This window comes from Streptomyces griseorubiginosus, from assembly GCF_001514195.1.
In the GTDB taxonomy this organism is placed as follows: domain Bacteria; phylum Actinomycetota; class Actinomycetes; order Streptomycetales; family Streptomycetaceae; genus Streptomyces; species Streptomyces griseorubiginosus.
Window position 1 is genome coordinate 88,212 of sequence record NZ_KQ948750.1, and the last position, 20,697, is coordinate 108,908.

At 67.6% G+C, this 20,697-nt stretch carries 16 protein-coding genes; 4 read left to right on the forward strand and 12 right to left on the reverse strand.

The genetic code is table 11. The annotated features are described in order from the left end of the window. Positions 1-199 precede the first annotated feature (199 nt). The 6 genes from AQJ54_RS41490 to AQJ54_RS41515 all read right to left on the reverse strand — a co-directional run bounded on the left by AQJ54_RS41490 (position 200) and on the right by AQJ54_RS41515 (position 9,312). The gene (locus tag AQJ54_RS41490) at positions 200-1,168 is read right to left on the reverse strand and encodes an alpha/beta hydrolase fold domain-containing protein (RefSeq protein ID WP_062246661.1); all 969 of its coding nucleotides are present in this window, start codon (positions 1,166-1,168) and stop codon (positions 200-202) included. A gap of 15 nt (positions 1,169-1,183) precedes the next feature. Then, positions 1,184-3,604, reverse strand: a complete 2,421-nt coding sequence (locus AQJ54_RS41495) for a beta-glucosidase family protein (protein ID WP_159055660.1) — start codon at positions 3,602-3,604, stop codon at positions 1,184-1,186. 82 nt (positions 3,605-3,686) lie between these two features. Continuing rightward, complete coding sequence (locus tag AQJ54_RS41500; protein WP_062246722.1) at positions 3,687-5,987, reverse strand: alpha-L-rhamnosidase; 2,301 nt, start codon at positions 5,985-5,987, stop codon at positions 3,687-3,689. Between the two features lie 112 nt (positions 5,988-6,099). Then, the gene (locus AQJ54_RS41505; RefSeq protein ID WP_079070295.1) at positions 6,100-7,002 is read right to left on the reverse strand and encodes a carbohydrate ABC transporter permease; all 903 of its coding nucleotides are present in this window, start codon (positions 7,000-7,002) and stop codon (positions 6,100-6,102) included. Further along, positions 6,999-7,958, reverse strand: a complete 960-nt coding sequence (locus AQJ54_RS41510; protein ID WP_079070296.1) for a carbohydrate ABC transporter permease — start codon at positions 7,956-7,958, stop codon at positions 6,999-7,001. The genes AQJ54_RS41505 and AQJ54_RS41510 overlap by 4 nt, the downstream gene beginning before the upstream one ends. A gap of 19 nt (positions 7,959-7,977) precedes the next feature. Beyond that, on the reverse strand, positions 7,978-9,312 hold the full coding sequence (locus AQJ54_RS41515; RefSeq protein WP_062246663.1) for an ABC transporter substrate-binding protein: 1,335 nt from the start codon (positions 9,310-9,312) through the stop codon (positions 7,978-7,980). Positions 9,313-9,444: 132 nt separating this feature from the next. On the opposite strand from AQJ54_RS41515, the gene AQJ54_RS41520 reads away from it, so the two are divergent. Next, complete coding sequence (locus AQJ54_RS41520) at positions 9,445-10,584, forward strand: alpha/beta hydrolase (RefSeq protein WP_079070297.1); 1,140 nt, start codon at positions 9,445-9,447, stop codon at positions 10,582-10,584. Between the two features lie 27 nt (positions 10,585-10,611). Further along, positions 10,612-11,607, forward strand: a complete 996-nt coding sequence (locus tag AQJ54_RS41525; protein ID WP_062246667.1) for a helix-turn-helix domain-containing protein — start codon at positions 10,612-10,614, stop codon at positions 11,605-11,607. Between the two features lie 89 nt (positions 11,608-11,696). Here AQJ54_RS41525 and AQJ54_RS41530 read toward each other — a convergent pair whose 3' ends face one another. The 6 genes from AQJ54_RS41530 to AQJ54_RS41555 form a co-directional block, all read right to left on the reverse strand. Then, positions 11,697-12,644: an alpha/beta hydrolase gene (locus AQJ54_RS41530; RefSeq protein ID WP_062246669.1), complete on the reverse strand. Its 948-nt coding sequence runs from the start codon at positions 12,642-12,644 to the stop codon at positions 11,697-11,699. Positions 12,645-12,852: 208 nt separating this feature from the next. Beyond that, on the reverse strand, positions 12,853-13,377 hold the full coding sequence (locus AQJ54_RS47545) for an FAD-dependent monooxygenase (protein WP_079070299.1): 525 nt from the start codon (positions 13,375-13,377) through the stop codon (positions 12,853-12,855). Next, complete coding sequence (locus AQJ54_RS41540; RefSeq protein ID WP_062246673.1) at positions 13,310-14,215, reverse strand: intradiol ring-cleavage dioxygenase; 906 nt, start codon at positions 14,213-14,215, stop codon at positions 13,310-13,312. Before AQJ54_RS41540 ends, AQJ54_RS47545 begins: the two co-directional genes overlap by 68 nt. After that, a complete protein-coding gene (locus tag AQJ54_RS41545) occupies positions 14,212-15,273 on the reverse strand; it encodes a maleylacetate reductase (protein ID WP_062246675.1) in 1,062 nt (353 codons plus the stop codon). The genes AQJ54_RS41540 and AQJ54_RS41545 overlap by 4 nt, the downstream gene beginning before the upstream one ends. Then, entirely contained in the window at positions 15,270-17,072 is a 1,803-nt protein-coding gene (locus AQJ54_RS41550) for an FAD-dependent oxidoreductase (RefSeq protein WP_062246677.1), read from the reverse strand. The genes AQJ54_RS41545 and AQJ54_RS41550 overlap by 4 nt, the downstream gene beginning before the upstream one ends. Positions 17,073-17,224: 152 nt before the next feature. Continuing rightward, the gene (locus AQJ54_RS41555; RefSeq protein WP_063806517.1) at positions 17,225-18,211 is read right to left on the reverse strand and encodes a helix-turn-helix domain-containing protein; all 987 of its coding nucleotides are present in this window, start codon (positions 18,209-18,211) and stop codon (positions 17,225-17,227) included. Between the two features lie 358 nt (positions 18,212-18,569). On the opposite strand from AQJ54_RS41555, the gene AQJ54_RS41560 reads away from it, so the two are divergent. Further along, positions 18,570-19,571, forward strand: coding sequence for an alpha/beta hydrolase (locus tag AQJ54_RS41560; RefSeq protein WP_062019160.1), 1,002 nt, complete (start codon positions 18,570-18,572; stop codon positions 19,569-19,571). 51 nt (positions 19,572-19,622) lie between these two features. Continuing rightward, complete coding sequence (locus tag AQJ54_RS41565; protein ID WP_159055661.1) at positions 19,623-20,627, forward strand: helix-turn-helix domain-containing protein; 1,005 nt, start codon at positions 19,623-19,625, stop codon at positions 20,625-20,627. Positions 20,628-20,697: the final 70 nt, after the last annotated feature.

Consider the following 20,697-nt stretch of genomic DNA (forward strand, 5'->3'; position numbering starts at 1 on the left):
GCACGGGATGCGGCAAGGCCATGGTGGGCGCCAAGCCGGTGCTCCGCGGCAGCGTCGGCGATCTCCTCCTCGACGCTGCCGCGGGGTGCCCGGGCTGCCAAAGGCCTTGAAGCGCGTGCCGGAGTTGCCGTAGGCCCATGACCGCATCTCGATCGCGAGCTGGTCGAGCTGCTCCGCGATCTGTTCGAACCTTCTGGTGTCAGAGCCTTTCCCCGGATCGGGGCGTCGTGGGACGCATCCGGGCCATGTCTCGCAGAGCGCCCGCGAAGAACTCGAGCGACACGTCCACCTCCCCCAGCGAGGGAGTCCGGTTGAGGTGCCCGTGGGGCATGCCGGTGGCCAGGTGCGCGTCAGTGGCCACCCCCACCTCGGCCAGCTGCTCGAGGAGCAACTCTCCCGAGCTTCGTAGGCCGTCCAGCTCACTGAGCACCACGCTCGTCGGCGGCAAGCCCGAGAGGTCGGCTGCGCCGGGGATCGCCTCAGCAGGCAGGTGGGAGATCCGCCCGATGTAGTTGCGCACGACCTCCGCTATCGCCGCCGGCTCGAAACGCATCGCCGACGGCAACAAGTGCATGGCGGCGGCGCTGGCGGTGTCGAGCGCAGGCACCGGGAAGTGCGCGAAGGGGTACGCCAGCAGCAGCCGGTCCGGCCGGCGCGCCGAGGCTTGCTGGCGAAGAGTGGTCGACAGCGCGAGTGTGGCACCGGCGCTCGCGCCACCGAGCGCGTAGGACCCGGCCTGCGGAAAGCCCTCGTCGACCACCCAGCACCACGCCGCCTCCGCGTCGTCGACGGGCACCGGGAATCGCACGCCGTCGCGCGCGAGCCGGTAGTCGACGGTGACCACGGTGACGGCCGCTCGGGCCGCCAGCTCGGCTGCCACGACGTGCGATTCAGGCATCTCGAGGTCACCGGCGTGGAAGCCGCCACCGTGGAGCCAGACCAGCACAGCCTCCTGGCCCGCTGGCGACTTGTAGCTGCGGAGAGGCACGGGACCGTGCGGGCCGTCGATCGTATGGTCCTCGATCACGACGCCCGGTGGCGTCACCCACGCGGCGGGGTCGAGCTCGAACTCGGCAAAGCGTTCGGCCGCCGCCGGGTCGTCGTGATCGTCCCATGACAGGCCTTCGAGCAGATGCGCCTTCGCGGCGAGGAACGGGTCGAGCTGCACAGCAACCTACTTTCATCAGTGGTGAAGCACGGACAGTGCGCCATCGGCGCGGTGCATGGAGATCGCGATTCCGGGGTCCTCGGCGTCGTCGGCCACCGTCAGCTCGAAGGTCCCGTCCCTGGGAACCAGGTCGTCGGCACCGTCGTCGTACGACAACCAGGCGTGCGACTCCACCACGACGGTGACCTCCGCGCGCTCGTGCGGGGCCAGCGGCACGCGGCGGAACGCGACGAGTCGCCGCGGCTCGGTGTCCCACGCCTCCGGTCGCACGTAGACCTGGATCGTGGCGTCTGCCGGCCGTCCCGACGTTTCGCTTACCCGTAGGCGGAGGCGGACCGAGGTTCCTTCGACGTGCGCCCCGATCAGCTCGCTCTCGTGGACGCCGTACGAGAGCCCATGGCCGAAGGGGAAGAGCGCCGGCTTGTCGGCGGCGGCAAGGTTGCGGTACCCGACCAGGGTTCCCTCGTCGTAGGCGACTGCTTCGGGGGACGAACCGGTGTCCGAACGACCCGGAAGATCAGAGGTCGCCACCGGGAACGTGACGGGAAGACGCCCGCCGGGCGCCACATCGCCGAAGACGATGTCCGCGAGCGCGTGACCGAACTGCTCGCCGGGGTACCACATCTCGAGCACGGCCCCGACCTTGTCGATCCAGGGCATCAGGACCGCCCCGGGGGTGTTGAGGACCACGATCGTCCGGGGGTTCACCGCTGCGATCCGCTCGACCAGGACGTCCTGATCGCCGGGCAGGCCCAGGCCCGTGCGGTCCATCCCCTCCCCCGATGCCGCGTTCACGATGACGATCGCCGCATCGCAACCGGCCGCCACCGCGGCCGCCTCCTCATGCAGGGCCGCGATGTGCTGCCACCCGAGCCGAACCCCGGGCGCGGGGTCGACCTCGGCCGGCTCGACCGCCGGGCCGAGCTCGTAGGTCAGCTCGAGCAGCGTGGCTTGACCCGCGGGCAGGTCGACAACGGCCTGAAGCGGGAGAAGCGGACCACCGAGAAAGCGGATTGCCTCCCGGGCTCCCGCCATGATGATCGTCCCGTTCACAGCCAGCTCCGCATGACCGGCCACGAGCAGCGAGAGTCGGTACTCGCCGCCCTCCTCGGCGGTCAACATCGTGCGTAGCCTGGCCGTCCAGGGACCCGTCACTCCCTCGGGCGCACCGACGAGCGACATCGTCGGGAGAATCTCTCGGCGCTCCCGCTCGACTCCCTGCTCGTCCTCGTAGGACACCACCAGCTCGACACCGGCACTGCCACGATCCGGTGTCGTGAGGACCTCCGCAGGAACGTCAGGCAAGGGAGCATCCCCGAGGCTGCCCTGCGCGACTGCCACGCGCACCCGCTCGGCGGCCCGGGCTTGCAGGCCGGCGAGGGGCGTGACGACTCGGTCTTCCTCGAGGGGGACCGAAGCAGAGCCGCCCATCACGTACAGCGCGTCGAGACCGGAGGGGCCGACGACGGCGATCGAGCCGACGGTGCCGTCGAGCGGCAGCGAGCCTCCGGCGTTCTTGAGCAGCACCGCCCCGCGAGTGGCCACACGACGGGCGAGGCCGCGATGACTCGTGGTGGACGCGCAACCACTGCTGGTCGCCCTGACGCTGTCCGCCGCCCCGCTGGCAATCATCGCTTGAGCGATGCGACGGACGGAAGCAGCAGGATCGATGCCGCTACGACGGACCATCTCGGCCGTTCGGCCGAAGTCGCCACCGAGCCCGGGCAGGTCCAACCCCGCGCGCCAGGCCGACTCGACATCGCGGACCGCGAAGATGTAGTCGGGCATGAAGAATCCAGGCCAGTTCCAGCGAATTCTCGGGATGTCCAACAGGTCGCCCGACTCGCAGGTGTAACGGCCGTTCAACCGGTTGTAGGACCCCATGAAGGCCCCTGCGCCGGCCTGGGCGACCCGATGAAACGGCCAGAGATACGTCTCCCAGAGGGCGGCCTTTTCGAGACGGACGTCGACGCTGTCGCTGCGCTCGGACAAGGGGCCCCACCCGGTCCGGCGAGTCTCGAAGTTGTTGGCGACGAAGTGCTTGACCATGACGAGGACGCCGTTGTCCTGCACCCCGTGCACGTAGGCCTCACCGATGCAGGCGACCAGCTCGGGTGCCTCGCCGAAGCCTTCGGGGAGCCTTCCGCCAGAGGGGTCACGTGCGATGTCCAGGCTCGGTCCCAGGAGACAGTTGCGGTCCGCGTGCTTGACCTCCGCGGCAAGGACGCGTCCGTAGTCGTAGGCCTCTGCCGGGTCGAACGTGGCCGCCAGCGCGATACCGACGGGCAGGGCCGTCCCGCCTTCCACATCTCGAAGACCGCAGGGGCCATCGGTGTAGGACGGGGTTGGGACTCCCCGCTCCAGGAAGGGAGTGAAGTTGTGGCAGACGATGGACACGAGCTCGTCGAACTCAAGATCCTCCATGATCGCGGCCACGCGATCCTCCGCGGACAAGCTCTTGTCCAACCATGATGGCCGGCCGTCCGCACAACGTTCCGTGGACCCGTGGACCGTCGTGTCATCGCGTGGCATCGGGAACTCCCGGTGCACTGGAAGTCTCGTGCGCGGCCCGATCCGCCGAGAAGCGAGCGGTGTGTTGGAGGCCGCCCGGCCCCGCCGAGAGCTGTAGGTCGGGATGGCCTGTGACTCGCACGACGGCACTGACGCCGGGCGGTAGTTCAATATCGAGCGCCAACTCGGTCTCGCGTCTCCAACGGACCGATATCCGACCGCTGCGGGTCTCGAGAGCGCAATCGGCCCAGGTGAGCGCGCCGCCAGGTTGCGGCGCGATCAAGACGTGACCATAGCCTGGTTCAAGGGGGGTGATTCCACCGATGGTGCGGTGCATCCAGTCGGCAATTGCGCCGAGGGCGTAGTGGTTGAAGCTGGTCATCTCGCCCGGATTCACGGAGCCGTCCGGCAGCATCGAGTCCCAGCGTTCCCAGATCGTGGTCGCTCCCAGCGAGACCGGGTAGAGCCACGAAGGGCAATCGCGCTTGAGGAGCATGTGGTAGGCGTCGCCCAGGTGGCCCGTTCGAGTCAACGCGTCACTGATGAAGGGAGTGCCGGCGAAGCCCGTGGACACGTGGTGGTCGGCCTCGCGAACCAGTCGTGCCAGCCTTTCTCCGGCGCGCTCGAGAAGTTGTCCCTCGAGGAGGCCGAAGGTGATGGCGAGGGCGTAGACCGTGGGAGCGTCGCTGGTGATGGTGCCTTCGTCGGTCACATACGCCGCGTGAAAGGCAGCTCGGGTGCGCTCTGCAAGGGCCAGGAAGGCGGTCGCGTCCTCGGCTCGGCCCAGAATTGTTGCCGCCTGGGTGAGGATCGTCGAGGTGCGGTAGAGGCAGGCGGTCGCAACGACGGCCGCATCCGCGCGAGCGTTCCATGGCTCGTGCGGGTCGGCGAGCGGGTCGAGCCAGTCACCGAACTGGAAGCCCTCCGACCACGTTCCATCGGTCGACAGCAGGCCTTCGACGTGGCGGAGGTGTGCTGCCATCGAGTCGTAATGTCGGGCAAGCACGCCCGAGTCCCCATAGGCCCAGAAGAGAGCCCAGGGCACCCAGACGGCTGCGTCGGACCAGATGGCAGTGCTGTCAGGTTCGGAGAACTGGCCGGGCGGGATCGGCCATTCCTTGAGTGGGTCGGGGACAACCATCGGGACCATGCCGTCGCGGTGCTCCTGTTCGAGGCCGAGATCGATGAGCCAATCCTCCAGAAAGTCCTGGACGTCGAAGAGGAACGCGGCGGTTGGCGCGAACACGGCGATGTCCCCGGTCCAGCCGAGTCGCTCGTCTCGTTGGGGACAATCAGTAGGCACGTCGAAGAAGTTGCCCTTCGTGCTCCAAACGACGTTGCTGTGAAGCTGGTTCAGGTCTGGGTCAGAGCACCTGAAGTGACCGATGCGGCTGAGATCGCTGTGGACGACGACCGCCTCGATCGAATCGGGCGTGAGCTCGCCGGGCCAGTTCGAGACCTCGGCGAACCGGAATCCGTGATAGGTCATCGTCGGCTCGAACGAGTCATCCCCGCCACTGAGGACGAATCGGTCGGTGGCCCGAGCACTTCGCAGCGGACGAACGTTCAGCTGATCACCGTCGAGCACTTCGGCATGCCGCACCGTGATGGCCCGCCCTGGCTCCCCACGCACCCGGAATCGCGTCCAGCCGACCAAGTTCTGCCCGAAGTCGACGATGACCGCTCCATCGTCCGGCCTCCGTGTCAGTTGACGTGGGCGCACGATCTCCCGACGCACAATCGGAGGCCCGACGTACGGGGCGAGTCTGCCGGTGTCGAAGTCGATTTCCTCGACGCCTGTTTGGTTCGGCACGCACACGCCCGGCGTGGCCCACTCAGGGCGCCGCAGGCGCGCATCGATCGTCTGGCCGTTGTAGAGGTCGTTCTCGAGAACGTCCGAGGCACATGCCGACCAGCTCCGGTCCGTGGCGATCAGCTGCTGGTACCCGTCCTCAAACGTGACCTCCAGTTGGGCAATGGCACCCAGCCGGGTTCCGTAGGAATGCCGCTGGCCCTCCCAACCCAAGGTGCCGTGGAACCAGCCGTTGCCGAGTGACAATGTCAGCCGGGTTGACTGATCAAGCCGGTCGGTGACGTCGTAGCTGCGATACCGAAGACGCCACTGGTAGGCACTCCATCCCGGGCTCATGAGATCGGGACCGACCGAAACGCCGTTGAGCCGGGCTTCGAAGATCCCCAGAGCGGAGGCGTGCAGGGAGGCCGAGACGACGGACCCGTGCCCACCGGCAAGTTCGACGTCCTTGAACAGGATGGGCGAAGCGTCGAGCGGCCCGTCGGGTGCAATCATGCGAGCGCGCCAATGCATTGGTTGACTCCTTGTACGAGGGCGTCGAGAGATACGGTCAACGCGCCCGGCGCGCGATACCGGTGACCTGACCAGCTTGCTGAAGCGATGTGCGTCAGCCCTTGACGGCTCCCTCCGACAGCCCTGCGACGACGCGCCTCTGCACGAACAGGTAGGCGACGATCACCGGAAGGCTGGTCATCACGACGTGGGCGAAGATGAGGTCCCAGCGCATTGCGGCCACGTCAGCAGATGACGACGCGAACTGGTACAGCGCGAGCGGCAAGGTGGCGCTGTCGGAGCCGTGGAGGAGGAACGAAGCGAAGAAGAACTCGTTCCAAATGGTGATGATCAAGATGATGCAGCCGACCAGCAGGACCGGCAGCAACAGGGGAAGGACGACGACGCGGTAGATCTGCAGCCTGCTCGCGCCGTCGATGGCCGCGGCTTCCTCAAGGTCCTGAGGCATGGCGCGGATGAATCCGGTCGCAAGGAAGACCACCACGCCGAGCCGCGTGCCGGTCATGACCAGGAAATACCCGAGGCGAGTCCCATCGATCCCCACCACTTGGAGCATGTAGACGGTGGGAAGAACCGCCGGCGGCAGCAGCACCGAAAGCACGGTCAGGTTGTAGACGATCTTCATCGAGGTCCGCCGCGAACGCGCGAACGCCCACGCAGCCATCGATCCGAGGAGAACGACGACGACGATTGTCGGAACAACGATGATCAAGCTGTTGAGAAGGGCTTGCGGGTAGTTGCCCTTCTCAATGACGTACTTGTAGTTGTCGATCAGCATCCACCGCTTCGGCAGGCTCAGACTGAGATGACTTGCCTCGGTGTACGGCTTGGCCGAGTTGATGACAAGCAGCCACATCGGGATGCCCACCCACACCAGGGCGAGACATGTCAGGACGGCGACGCGCATCGGTTCGCGGCGGCGCCGCGACGAACGTCGGGAGGTGCCTCCTCGCCGGCGGTCGGCCTGCACGGGCAACTCGGACGGGACGGCACTCATGCCTCGACCTCTCGACGTCGGAGGAACGCGATCAAGGGGACCCCCAGAGCGATCACTAGGATCGTGACGACGAGGCTCAGCGAACTAGCGGTGCCGAAGAATCCCCCAGCGTATTGGCTGAACATCGCAATATTGAGGACCGTCGTCGCGTTGCCCGGCCCACCCTGGGTCGTGGCCTGCACGATGTCGAAGGCGCCCAGGGCACCGATGAACGTGACGACGACGCTGAAGGTGAATGCCGGCGCGAGCAGCCTGAACTTGATCCGCCAGAACCGCTGCCAGGCATTCGCGCCGTCGATCACGGCAGCTTCGGAGAGCGAATCCGGGATGGCGTTCAGGCCGGCGATATAGACGAGTGTCACCAGGCCGCTCCATTTCCACGCGTCGATGAACGCGACGCTGGCGAGGGCTGCGAAGGGGTGGCCCAGCCATGCGTAGTCGAAGTTTCCGAAGACGAGACCAATGGCGTTGTTGAGCGGGCCGGTAGGCGAAAGGATGGCGCTCCAGATGTAACCGGCCGCCAACGGGGACAGGAGGACCGGAAGGAAGAACACCGAGCGGAAGAACGAGTTGATCCGATTGGTCCGCTGCAGCAGCACGGCCATGCCGAGGCTGAAGACGTTCTGGATCACCATGGCGATGCCCGCGTAGACGAGGGTGACTTCGATGGATTTCCACAGGATGCCCTGGTCGATCAGGCCCCGGAAGTTCTTCAAACCGTTCCACGAGATGACATCGCTGAAGCCCGTCCATTGGGTGAAGGCGAAGCGGATGTTCAAAACGAACGGAATCAGGAAGAAGAGCCAGGTCAGCGCCACGGCGGGGATGGCGAACGGCCACCAGTGACGGTGAAGTCCGCGAGGTGAGCCTCGGTCGGCCCGGAGGCGCTGACGCCCCGCCTTGCGGCTGGGGTCAGCGGCCTCGTTGTCGACCATCGGCTGGATTTTCATGGTCATGAGACGGTCAGCCCTTCGTTCACCAGCCGGGAAGGCCGGCGGCGGTGGCGGCTTGTTCGAACGCCTTCTGAGACTTCTTGGCCGCATCGGCCGGAGTCTCGGAGCCGCTGAGGATCCCGGTCAGGTAGGCCGCGCCTTGCGAGTTGTAGCCGATCAGGTTGGAGTTGAACGCCAGCTGGGAGCTGTCCTTGTAGGCGTCGGCGACCTGCTGTGCCAGGCCCTGAACGCCTGTCGGCGGTGTGGCACCGTCGAGCACGGGGAACGTCTTGGTGGCGTTGACGTAGTCCTGGTACCCCGCACCAGTGGCGTATTGGATGAAAGCGAGCGCCGTGCTCTCCTTGGCGCCGTCGCCGGTCTTCGGGACGTACCACGTGCCAGAGAGGTTCGGGGCCCAGGCGCTGACCGCCCCGTCCGCCGACGGGTAGGCGAACCCGATGGTCGCGTCGGTCTTGGCCGTGTCACCGCCGAACTGGTCGTTGAACATCGAGATGAGACCGGAGTGGAGAGCGACCATTGCCGCGGTCCCTTCGGAAACTGCCTTGACCGAGTCCTCGAACTTCGCCGTGGTCGCATCCTTGTTGAAGCAGCCCATGTCGTGGAGCTTCTTGTACTCCTCCAGAGCTGCTGTGTACGGGCTGCCCGGGGCATCAAAGGTGGTCTTCTTCTTGAGGACCTGGTCGGCCCAGTCCTCGGACTTCTGGGCCGAGCCCATGTACATGAGCCCACCCAAAATCTGCGTCGGCCAAACGGAGCCGCCGCTCTCCCAGATCGGGGCGACCGAGGGGGCCTTCTTCTTGAGCGTGGTGCAGATGCTCTCGATGTCGGCGTAGGTCTTGGGTGCCTGGAGGCCGTACTTCTCGAAGAGCTTCTTGTTGTAGAACATGTCCATCAGCGCCGGAGTGTCCGTGATCGCGGCGTAGACCTTCCCTTCAAGAGAGCCGGCGACGTCGTAGATCTTCCCGGACTTCGCCACGTAGGGCATTCGCGACATGTCCACGAGGTTCTTCGCAGGGTTGAGGGCCCAGAAGAGGGACGTCGCGTGGTACTCGAGGATGTCTGGTCGATCGCCGCTGGCCCACTTGGTCTGCACCTGGCTCTCGTAGGCGTCGGCAGAGATCGAGACGATGTTCATCTTGACCCCGAACTTGTCGCCGAACCGCTTGTAGACATCACGGATGGCGGGGGTGTCGGCTGCGTTGGTCCACACCGTCAGCTCCTTGGCCTTCACCTTGGCGGTGCCGTCAGCCGTCACTCCGGCGCCGCCGTCATTCCGGCCCGGGCCCGGGTTGGAGCAGGCTGTCAGGCTGAGGGCAACAGCCGTGACCACCCCTGCCGCCTTCACGATCGTCTTCATTTCGGAGCCTCCTTGGCTTCGCCAGTTACTAACGCAGGACACTGTCGGCCGGATTGGTCGACTGTGGTCGCCTCCGCATCGCGAGGACGCTAACAATGCGAGCGGCCTGGATAGCAGCAGCCGAATGGCGGAATGGCATCGCCGAATGGCTGGGGCCCGATCGACTCAGCGGATGTGACACTCCCGGGAGGCAGTGCACGCAAAAAACTCGAGGAGCTTGCCTTGGTCGGACCTGATGTGTGGGCGCGAAGAGTACCGCCGGTCGGCCCGCCGCCGCCGTTCGATCCCGAGGTGGCCGCCGCGCTGGCGGCCCTCCCGAACAAGAGCCCGACCGAGGTCATCGCTGCAGCACTCGCAAGGCACGGCCCATTGCCGGAGAGCCTGCCCGCGCTGGTCGAGGCCTTTCGTGACTCTCCGGGCGCGACTGAGCCCACGGACGACGACCTCAGCCACGGGGGCGAGTACGCGGTCACGCGAATGAGCGTGCCTCGCTCGGACGGGACGGGTCTGATCGAGTTGGTCGTGTGTCGGCCGACAACGGACGCAGCAATGCCGCAACCACTGCTGTACGCGATTCACGGTGGAGGGATGATCTCCGGCACCAGTCGGACCGGTCTGCAGGAGCAGCTCGAACTGGCTCGGCCTGTCGGCGCCGTGGTCGTCTCCGTCGAGTATCGGCTCGCTCCCGAGCACCCGTCACCGGCCCCGGCCGAGGACTGCTACGACGGGCTTGTTGGCTTCTTGCGTGAAGCTGAGCGGTTCGATGTCGACCCGCACGGAGTCGTCGTGGTGGGCAGCAGCGCAGGCGGATGCTTCGCCGCGGCTGTCTGCTTGATGGCGAGAGACCTCGGTGGTCCCGAGATCGCCGGACAGCTCTTGATGACACCCATGCTCGACGCCCGCAACTCGACAAGATCGTCGTATCAGCTCTCGGGAGTCGATACCTGGGATCGCGATTGCAACGATCTCGGCTGGATGAGTCTGCTCGGCCCTGGACGGGACCCTGCGGATGCCAGTGCCTACGAGTCGCCCTCTTTGGCGGACAACCTCAGCTCGCTGCCGCCCGCCTTCCTGGACGTCGGCTCGGCCGAGACGTTCCGCGACGAGGTCGTCGCCTATGCTGGAGGGATCTGGGCAGCAGGTGGCAGCGCTGAGTTGCACGTGTGGCCGGGCGGGTTCCACGGCTACGAGGTGGTAGCACCACAGTCGCGCATCGCCCAGCGGACATGGGATGCGAGAAGTAAATGGCTACAGCAACTGCTCCAACCATGAGCGGACCCATGGTGAGGGGGTGGCGGCGTGGAGGAGCTTGCGGGTCGCCTCGCGCCGCTCGATCCTGACGCCGGCTCCGCTCTGCGGGTGGTCAGCTACTACGACGAGCTGCTGGCTCACCGTGGTGGCCTGGAGAGTGTCGTGCGCGGCGCCGCCGTCTTGTCCGGCGCACCCGCGCGCATGATGATCCCCGGCTGGCGTTGCGCCATTCGGATCCTTCCCGACGGTCGCCGGGACGACGAGCCCAGCCCAGCCGAGGCCGGCTGGGCGTCGGTGTCCCAGCCTGATCCGTCCGTCACCTTGTGGATCGAACGACTCGCGCCGCCTGGACCAGTCGACGCAGTGATCCTTGAGCGTGCCCTTCTAGCGGCACGCACCGTGCTGGAGAGGACGCCTGGCCGGCTGGCGATCAGCCGCAACGACCCTGCAACCGTTGAGGTCGCGATCGACGCGGACGCCCCGCCTGAGGCCCGCGCGCGTGCGGCACGCCAGCTCGGTCTCACAGCGGGCCAGCTCGTTCGCGTGGTCGCGTGGGAGGGTCGTCCCGCCCAGCTACAAGCTGCAGCGCAGCCGATCTCAGTCGCAGATTCCAGACAGCGCGTCGGCATCGGGCCCGCAGTACCCGTGAAGAACGCACCAGACTCGGCGCAGGCCGCACGACTGGCACTTCGATTCGCCAGCGACGCCGACGACCATCGGGTCGTCCATGCCGATGACCTTGGGGTCCTTCTGCTGCTTGGCGAGACGATCTCGGAAGCCCACCAAAGATGGCGATCGCATCCAGATGTGCTTGCGGTGCAGCGCGCAGCGGGACATGCAGCCTGGGTGCTGCCGACCTTCGATGCCGTCGCGGTCAGCGACAGCCTGCGGACGGCAGCCGCGATCCTCGTCGTCCACCATTCCACGCTGCAGAAGCGCGTGAGCCAGTTTCCACGCCTGCTCGGCTGGGATGTCACAACGCCGTCCGGTCGACTTCGGTTGCAACTCGCACTCTTCGTGGTCCGGCTGACGCAGCAGACGTGAGTGCCCGTCGTTCCATCCCACCAGCCGGACGGAGCCGCGCGGCGAAAGAGGCTCCCGACCCGCGTTTCCGCGGAGCGAGAGCCATGCGGTCAGCTGTCTTCCTTGGTGAAGCTGAGGTGCTCGCGCAGGAACGCAACCGTGGTCTCGACGATGGCATCGACGTCACCGCCGAAAAAGCCGTGGTCGGCGCCCTCGACAAGCTCGAGCCTGTTCGGGACGCCGGCCTCATCCAGCGCACCGTGGTGCGCGACGCTCTGCTCGTGCGGGACCACCTGGTCGAGCGTGCCATGGACGAGCAAGGTCGGCGCGGTCGCACCGCTGACATGCGAGATCGGGCTGGCGTGTCGAGCGAGGTCCGGGCGCTCGCTGACCGCGTGACCGATCAGGCGTGACTCCGGCGAGTCCGGAGCGCTGTGCGCAGTGAACGGCGTCCCGGGCATGCTCTCGGCTTCCATCGTGTCCAGCCGCGTGGGCGGGTACCAGCCGACACTCGCGCACACGGCTGAGGACGGGCCGGTCAGACCAACGGTTCCCTCCAGATCCATCGCAGTCGTGTTGGTGCCCAGGAACACCGCGAGATGACCACCCGCAGAGGCCCCGAGACTTGCGATCCGCTCGGGGTCGATCCCGAGCGCCGGCGCCGCGTTGCGCAACCATCGGATCGCAGCCTTGACGTCGTGCAATTGGGCGGGGAATGTCGCCTCGCACGAGAGCCGGTACTGGATGGAGGCCACAGCGATTCCCTCCTCCAGGAGCCGCGACTGCAGGACCCCGAAGTCGGCGATGTCAGGGGGCTCGATGTTCTTGCTTCCGCCCAGCCATGCTCCACCGTGGATCAGCACGACCAGCGGAGAAAGTCCGTGCGTGCTCGGAATGCTGAGGTCCAGCAACAGCGGCCGGTAGCCGTCAAGGCGGGCGTACTCGACATCCCGGTACCGCCGAACGTCGCCGGCCTCGACCGGCGTGAGGGCTCCGGGGTCCGCGAACGCGGGCGGTATGGCGTCGAGGGGAAGGCGGAGCGGTGTCTTGATGGTCAACGGATCTCCTTGAGGACAGTGCGACTCGGATATCGAGACGCGACGTCTGTGGCTCATTCTCGTGCGATCGCTGCGAAAGCGAAGTCACGGGTAGAGCGTCGAGGCATCGTGCTCACCTCTGGTCCGGCCAGCCGGAGGGGGCGCAGCTCACCGACCTGTCGCCCTACGTCGAAGGGGCTGGCGTCAGGCAGAGGGTGCAGCATCGTGGTCACCCAGTACGAGAAGTGCTGTGCTTTCCCCAGCCGCCGCAACGCGCGATCGACGTACTGGTCCGGGCCACCACGCCATGCTGCAGGTGGGACTGCACATGCATGGAGAGGATGCGCACATCGGCCAGCGCCAGGTTCAGGCCCTTGGCGCCGGTGGGACGAGCGGTGTGCCTGGCGTGTCCGGCGAGGACGAGGTTGCCGTAGCGCATGGTCTCCGGCACGAAGCTGCGGGAACGGGCGGACAATCCTGCTGATGGTGGCACCTTCCTTGAGCACGTAGCCGTTGGCCCCACCACCCGCTCCTGCAGGTCGGTCCAGATCCGGTCGTCGGACCATGCTGCCGCGTCTTCGGCGCGGTCCGGGGCCGCGATCTCCAGGGTCGCCGACGCTACCCGGGACGAGTTCGTGCGTCGCGCTCTGGAGGCATGAGCCGCGGCGGGACCGCCGATGCGTTTCTCACGCGTCCGCGGGTGCGAGGACGATGTCGAACCGCGCGTGCGACCACGACCGGCCCGCGAGGTCACGCCCGTCGGGGGGCGAGGCGCCGGCCGGCTCCTCGACGAAGTCCTTGATGAGAGACTCCTTGACCCCGAACACGCTGTCGCTCGCGAGGAGCTCGTCGCCGCGGACGAAGATGTGGGTGACCAGCGTCCGAAGGCCGGGTGCGGTCACCATGAAGTGCAGGTGAGAGGCACGCATCGGCGATCGGCCGGTCGCCGCCAGCATGGCGCCGACCGGCCCGTCGTACGGGATCGGGTACGGCGTCGGGGTGACCGCCCAGAACCGGTATCGGCCCTCGGCGTCGCTGAACAGGTGCGCGCGGCAGGCCACGCGGCCGTCTGCGTACTGCACGTCGTAGAAGCCGTCGTCGTCGGCCTCCCATACCTCGATGCGAGCTCCCGGCACCGGAGCGCCGTTCGTGTCCCGGACGCTGCCCTCGATCCAGCACGGCTGGCCCGAGGCGCCGCCGGCGATGTCGCCCCCGAGGTCGATTCGTGGGGCGTCCTCGACGAAGAACGGGCCGAAGACGGTCGCCTCGGTGGCGTCGGCACAGGCCTCGTTGTTGATCGCGATGGTCTGCATCGAGGCGCCGAGCGTGTCCGAGAGCAGGATGAACTCCTGACGGCGGTCGTCGGTGATGTGCCCGACAGCCGTCAAGAAGTCGATGCCCTGCTTCCACTCCTGCTCGGTCAGGCGGACGTCACGCAGGAACGCATGCAGGTGCCGGACCGCCGACTGCATGATCTGCTGAAGGCGCTCGTCAGGCGTGCCCGCGAAGGAGTCGAGGACTCGCTGGACGAGTTCCTCCTCGCGTGCGTGCTGCTCGGCGGTCACCGTTGCGCGATCGCTCTGGGTCGTCATCGTGGGTCCGCTCCTTCCCAGGCTCCGCGGAGCAGTCGCTCGAGGTTCTCGGGGGTGACTGTGACGGGGTTGGTCTCGGGCACCGACGGCAGGATCGCCTCGACCGCGTCGCCGATCCGGTCCTCCTCGAAGCCGTGGTCCCGCAGGTTTCGGGGTGCGTCGAGCCGTTCACGGAGAGCCTGCAAACCGTCCAGGCCGGTATCGGCGTCGAAGGCCCGGGCGATCCTCGCGTCGGCTTCGGGAGCCGCCGGGGCGTTGAGCGCGAGGACGTAGGGCAGCACGACGGCATGGGTGGGCGCATGCGGAAGGTCGTAGCGGCCACCCAGGACGTGGCAGATCTTGTGGTGCAGTCCCGAGCCGGCCGAGGCGAACGAGACCGCGGAGAGGTACGCACCGTAGAGCGCCTCCTCACGGCCTGCGAGATCGGCGGGATCGTCGACGATGCGCGGCAGGCCGGCGGCGAGCGCGCGGATCCCTTCAGCAGCAAGTGCCGCGTTGATGGGGTCCGCGCGAGGCGCCCACAGGGAGTCGACGCAGTGGGCGAGCGCGTTGAGCCCTGAGGCCACGCTGAGTTCGATGGGCAGCGTGAGCATCAGTGAGGCGTCGTAGACGATCGCCCGCGGCAGCACGCGCGCATCCACGCCGGTCGTCTTCTTCGCGCCCTCGGTCAGACCCCAGACGTTCGTGGCCTCCGAGCCCGCATAGGTGGTGGGCACGGCAATGATCGGCAGTCCGGCGGTGAGGGCGACGGCCTTCGCCAGTCCGGTGGTCGAACCCCCGCCGACGCTGACCAGGAGGTCGACGTCGTGGCGTGCGGCGGCCGCGCGTGCGCGCTCGGCGACGGGGACCGGCACGTGCATCACCACTTCGTCGTGACGGACCGCGACGGGGAGACCCTCGGTGATGTCCGTGGCGAGGTCTGCCTCGGCCGCGCCGGCGATGACCATGACGCGGGTGGCCCCCAGGGACTCGATCTCGGCGGCCAGGGCCTCTCGTGCCGTCCCCGAGGCGAAGCGGACCCGCTGGCCCAACGTCTCGTGCTCGAAGCGGAACGTCATGCGGGCGAGTCCTTCCCGAGGACCTGCGAGAGGGCTCCACGCAGGGCTGCTTCGGGATCCGACGGCAGTGAACCGGAGCGCCATGCGATGTGCTTGTCGGGCCGCACCAGCAACGCGCCGCTCTCGTCGGTGTCGCGGAGCTTTGCCCAGTCGTAGTACAGGTCGGTGACCTCCCGGCCGGGGCCGATCACGACCGTCCGGACGGGAACGCCGAGCTCGTCGGCCACCTTGGTCGCGGCGACCTCCCACTTCTCCCCCGCGATACCGGTGATGAGGGTGAACCGGTCGTAGGGCGCGAGGTCCATCATGGCGAGCCGGCGCTTGTTGTCGCCGACCCAGGCGTGTGGCAGTCGCGAGCCGGGGACCGTCGAAGCCTCGTGATAGAGGTCGGGGTCGCGGCTCGGTTCGGGGCGGCTGGTGCCGTCGGAGACGACGGCACTCGACTCGTAGAACTGGCCGAGCTCGACCCCGTGGGCGTTGAACTCGTAGTTCTTCAGCTCCATCGCCTTCACGAGCGCCTCGCGCTTGGCCGCGCCCTGCGGGGTGTTGGCCTTGCGCTCCTCGATCTGCCGGACCATGTCCTCCTCGGTCTTCGCCGCGGTGACGCCGAGGGCGACGAAGAGGTCCACGAACTCACGGCTGGACTTGTTGGCCCGCTTGACGATGCGCTCGGCGACCGGCGCACGCTCCGCGGAGTACGTCTCGAGCAGGGCCGGGTCGGCCTGCCCCTTGAGGACGGCGGCGAGCTTCCATGCCAGGTTGTAGGAGTCCTGGATGGAGGTGTTTGATCCGAGGCCGTTGCTCGGCGGGTGGCGATGGATGGCGTCGCCGGCGCAGAACACCCGGCCGGACTGTAGGTGGGTCGCGTACATCTCGTTGTTGCCCCACAGCGACGTACCGGTGATCTCGACGTCGAGGTCGGGCATGCCGAGGAGGTTCCGCACGATCTGGGTGGCGGCAGCCTCGTCGACGACCGGCGGCTCCTCGTTGATGTCGTAGCCCCAGACGATGAGCCACTCGTTCCACGGACGAACCATGCGGACGAGGCCAGCGCCGATCCCCCCGACGTTCGAGCCGGGCTGAACGACCCAGTAGAGCACCGAGGGGCGGTGGTCGCAGTACGCCGAGATGTCGGCCCTGAAGGTGATGTTCATGGAGCCGGCGATGTCCATGGCACCCTCGTAGGGCAGGCCGATGTCGGCAGCGACCTTCGAACGGGCACCGTCGGCTCCGATGAGGTACTTGGCGCGGATGGTGTATTGCGCGCCGGTGAGCCGGTCAAGCACCTGCACGCTGACGCCGTCCGCGTCCTGGGCGTGCGAGAGGTACTCGGTGGAGAAGCGGGACTCGGTTCCCCGTGCGGTCGCGTTGCGGACCAGGATCGGCTCGAGATAGGTCTGAGGGATGTCGACGGTCAGGCAGGGGGACGCCAGCTGGTAGTCCGCCTCACGGTCCGGCCGGGTTCCCCAGGTCCGTATCCGGCCGATCTCCTCCCCCGCGATCGAGGTGCAGAAGACGGTGTCGCCGACCAGGTCGTGCGGCGTGGCGTCGGCCAGGACCTGGTCCTCGATGCCCATGTCACGGAAGATCTCCATGGCGCGCTGGTTGGTGATGTGGGCACGCGGCGTGTTCGCCGTCCACCGGTACTTCGTGATCATGATGTTCGGGACGTCCAGCGTCGAAAGGAACAGCGACGCGGCGGCGCCCGCGGGGCCGGAGCCGACGACCACGACGTCGGTCTCGACCGTCGCCGTCGGCGGCAACTCTGTCTCGGTTTGGCCATCCTCGAACACGGGCATGGTTTCGCCTTCCTCGGCCGGTCGTCCGCCGGCGCTCGAGGAGCAGTCTCAGGCGCCACCTCCAGGTAGTCGACGCGTGACGCCCATCTCGGCGCGAACGCAAAGAGATGGCCGATCCAGGCAGTTGGGGTGCCGCGGTGCGGGGTCCGCCGTCAGTCCAACGGGAGGGACCGCGCGGTCACAGCGCCGCGGCGGATGTCACTCGCCCGCTCACCGAAGTGAGTCGTGAAGGCATGGGAGAAGTGCGCCGCCGAGGTGAAGCCGCAGTGGTGGGCCACCTCGGCGATCGTCATCGATGTCGCCGCGGGCTTCTCGAGGAGCAGCCGGGCCCTCTCCAGCCGTCGTCCGAGGATGTGTTTGGGGACAGTCGTCCCGGCCCGGGCGAACACCCGGGACAGATGGCGCGTGCTGATGCCGACCGCGGCGGCGACCTGGACGGCCGACAGGGTCGGATCGGACAGGTGCTGATCGATGTAGGTGAGTGCGGCGGCCCGATGGGCGCTCGACAGGCCGCTGTCCCGGTTCTTGCCCGCGAGAGCCGCGACCAGTTCGAGGAGGGTCTGCTCGTCGGCGGGGTTCGCGTCCTGGTCCCGGGCGGCGGCGCCGACCTGCCGCGCCAGGGTGTGCGCGAAGGAGTTCGCACCGGCAGCGAAGTTCATGACCATCGGACGAGCGAGGCGATCGATGCCGGTGACATCCGCGAAGAGCTCATGAGGGAGCTTCAGGACCAGCTCCTCCAGTCCCAGGGAGAAGCCCCGCATGAAGGGCCGATCGGCGTCGCACATCAGTATCTGACCGGGCTGCACGGTCCGCACACCGTCGTCGTGATAGAAAAACGCCTCGCCGGCCAGGCTGAAGAACAGGGCGACGGACTCGGCCGGTCGCCGGCGGACCATGGTCAGATCACGCTCGACGACGTGCGAGCTGCCACGCACACGGGCGAGGTGGACACGCTCCAACTGCACGTTGATCTCGGTCGCCTCGAGGACGGCTGCGGTCAGCGTGCGACAGCGCAACCCGATCAGCGCGTCGGCGTTGTGGCTCTCCCACAACTCGATGCGTTGCTCTTCGGGAAGCCCGACCGTCGTGAACACAACCGGCCCCGAGGGACAGGTTCCACGGTCGGAGACCTGAGTCATAGGTGGAGCCTACCTGCGACCAGCGCATCGGGTCCCGAACGAGCGCGTGCCCTACACACCTGGGTACATGTCGATACGTCCTCGTGTGATCGCACCCCAGAGATCACTCGGCCCGAGCAGTCGACGCCTACGCCGCCCCGTAAGTGGCACGCTTGGGTCGCTGGGTCTTCTATCGCAACGCGATGCCTGGTCCATGTCCGCACGGTCGCACCCTGGGCGTTCGCACCCACCGACGTTCCATGATCCGGCCCCCGCCGAATGGCGGGGGCAAGCGATGTGATGGCCGCCGCTGGGCGGGTGTCGGCGGCCCTGCCGGAGGAGCAGGTTGGTACCACCCGTTTCCGCAAGAGGAGTGACCATGACCGGCACCATCGATGACGTCTTCTCTGACAGGCCGGTCCGACCGCCGTTCGACGCGGAACTCGAGCCCGTGCTCGCGGCGATGAAGGCCGGGATGCTGCCGATGAATCCCCAGAATCTGCCCGCGATCCGGCAGATGGCGGCCGACGGACTGCCTGGTACAGAGCCGACCGATCTCACAGTCGGAGGTGCGGTCATGGTGGACGAGCGTGATGTCCCCGGCCCCGACGGCGCCCCCGACATCACGCTGCTGATCCTGAGACCCGCGCGTACGGCCGGTCCGGTACCCGCGATCTACTACATTCACGGCGGGGGAATGGTCATCGGCGACCGCCGCTTCGCCGTTGAGTTGTTCCTGCCTTACGTCGCCGAGGGCAAAGCGGCCGTCGTGTCCGTCGAGTACCGACTTGCGCCCGAACACCCGGACCCCGCACCGGTCGAGGACTGTTACGCCGGCTTGGTGTGGACGGCGAAGAACGCCACCGCCATCGGCGTCGACCCTCAGCGACTGATCATCGCCGGCGGCAGCGCCGGAGGTGGCCTGGCAGCAGGCACGGCACTCCTCGCGCGTGACCGGGCATTCCCTGCCCTTACTCACCAGGTGCTGGTCTGCCCGATGCTCGACGACCGCTTCGATGACCCCAGCAGCCGGATGCTGGACGGCGAGGGTCTGTGGGACCGCAACGACAACCTTTTCGGGTGGACCGCGCTGCTGGGCGAACGCAGGGGCGGTCCCGACGTGTCGCCCTACGCCGCGCCGGCCAGGGCGGAGGATCTCGCCGGCCTGCCACGCACCTACCTCGATTGCGGGTCGGCCGACACCTTCCGTGACGCCGTACTCCGATACGCCGAGCGGCTCTCCCAAGCCGGGGTCAGCGTCGACCTCCACCTGTGGGGTGGAGGGTTCCACGGCTTCGACGGCATGGCTCCTCACGCCGCGATCTCTCGCGCTTCGAACGCGACGCGGGACGAGTTCCTGCGTCGCGCCTTGGAGGCGTGAGGCCACTGGACGGCGCGACGCTCCTGGACGATCATGGCAGGGGAGGTCCAGGTGCGGGAACTGATCGGCAAGCTCGAGGTCGTCGACGATGACATGGCCAGCGCACTGCGAGTGATCCAGCAGTTCGACGGCCTGGTCGCCGCGCGTGCTTCGATGTCAGCGGTCGTCCGTGCCGTGACCGGCTTGGCCGGGTGCCCGGCCGGGTTCCACGACGCGTCCCGGGCGTCCACCATCCGCTTCGCCCCGGACGGTCGGACACTCGACGCCGCCCAGGAGCACTCCTGGCCGCGGATGGCGGTCTTGGGCCGCCCCGGTTCGACCGTCTGGCTGGAGCGCGTCGGGCCGGACGGTCCGCTGGACACGCTCATCCTCGAGCGTGCGGCCCAAGCGCTCAGTGCGCTGGCCGGAGAAGCGACGCAGCGCACCTCCGAAGCTCAGGTGCGGATCGCGTGCGACCCGGACGCCGGCGGTGATGACAGGAAGAACGCTGCCCGGCGGCTCGGGCTCGCCGGCCCGGTGATGGTCGTCGTCGGGTCAACTGTCGACCTTCCCACGCCATGGCGCGCACGGATCGGCGCCGACTCGGTCGCGCTCATGCCGGCCGCCTACCTGCTCCCCGAGGACATTCGGGCAGGTGCGGATCTCGCGGAGAGCCCGATCGAACTACCCACGGCGCTGGAGCATGCCCGCACCGCCCTTCGGATTGCCGCGGACGTCGGCGGCCTGGCGCCCTCGCTCGTGCGTTATGACGACCTCGGCGTGCTTGCGGAGATCATCGAGAGATTCACGCCCGCCGCGGCGAGCGGCGTGCCCGACGTGAGCCGGATCGACGACCTCCTTGCAGGCCATCCGTGGGTGGTCGACACCCTTCAGGCAGTCCACGACCAACCGAGCATCCGCCGGGCCGCGGCCATGCTGCATGTGCACCACTCGACCCTCCAGGAGCGCATCGCCTGGCTCGGTGGCCAACTCGGCTACGACCCCAGCGCGGGCCGCGGCAGGCAGCGGGCTGGGCTCTCCCTTCTCCTGTGGCGCGTCTCGAAGTCCGACGGCTGACGTCACTACGAACTGGACGTATGCACGTCGACGTGGCTCGCCGCCGGGGCTTCTCCCACCGGAACGCGCC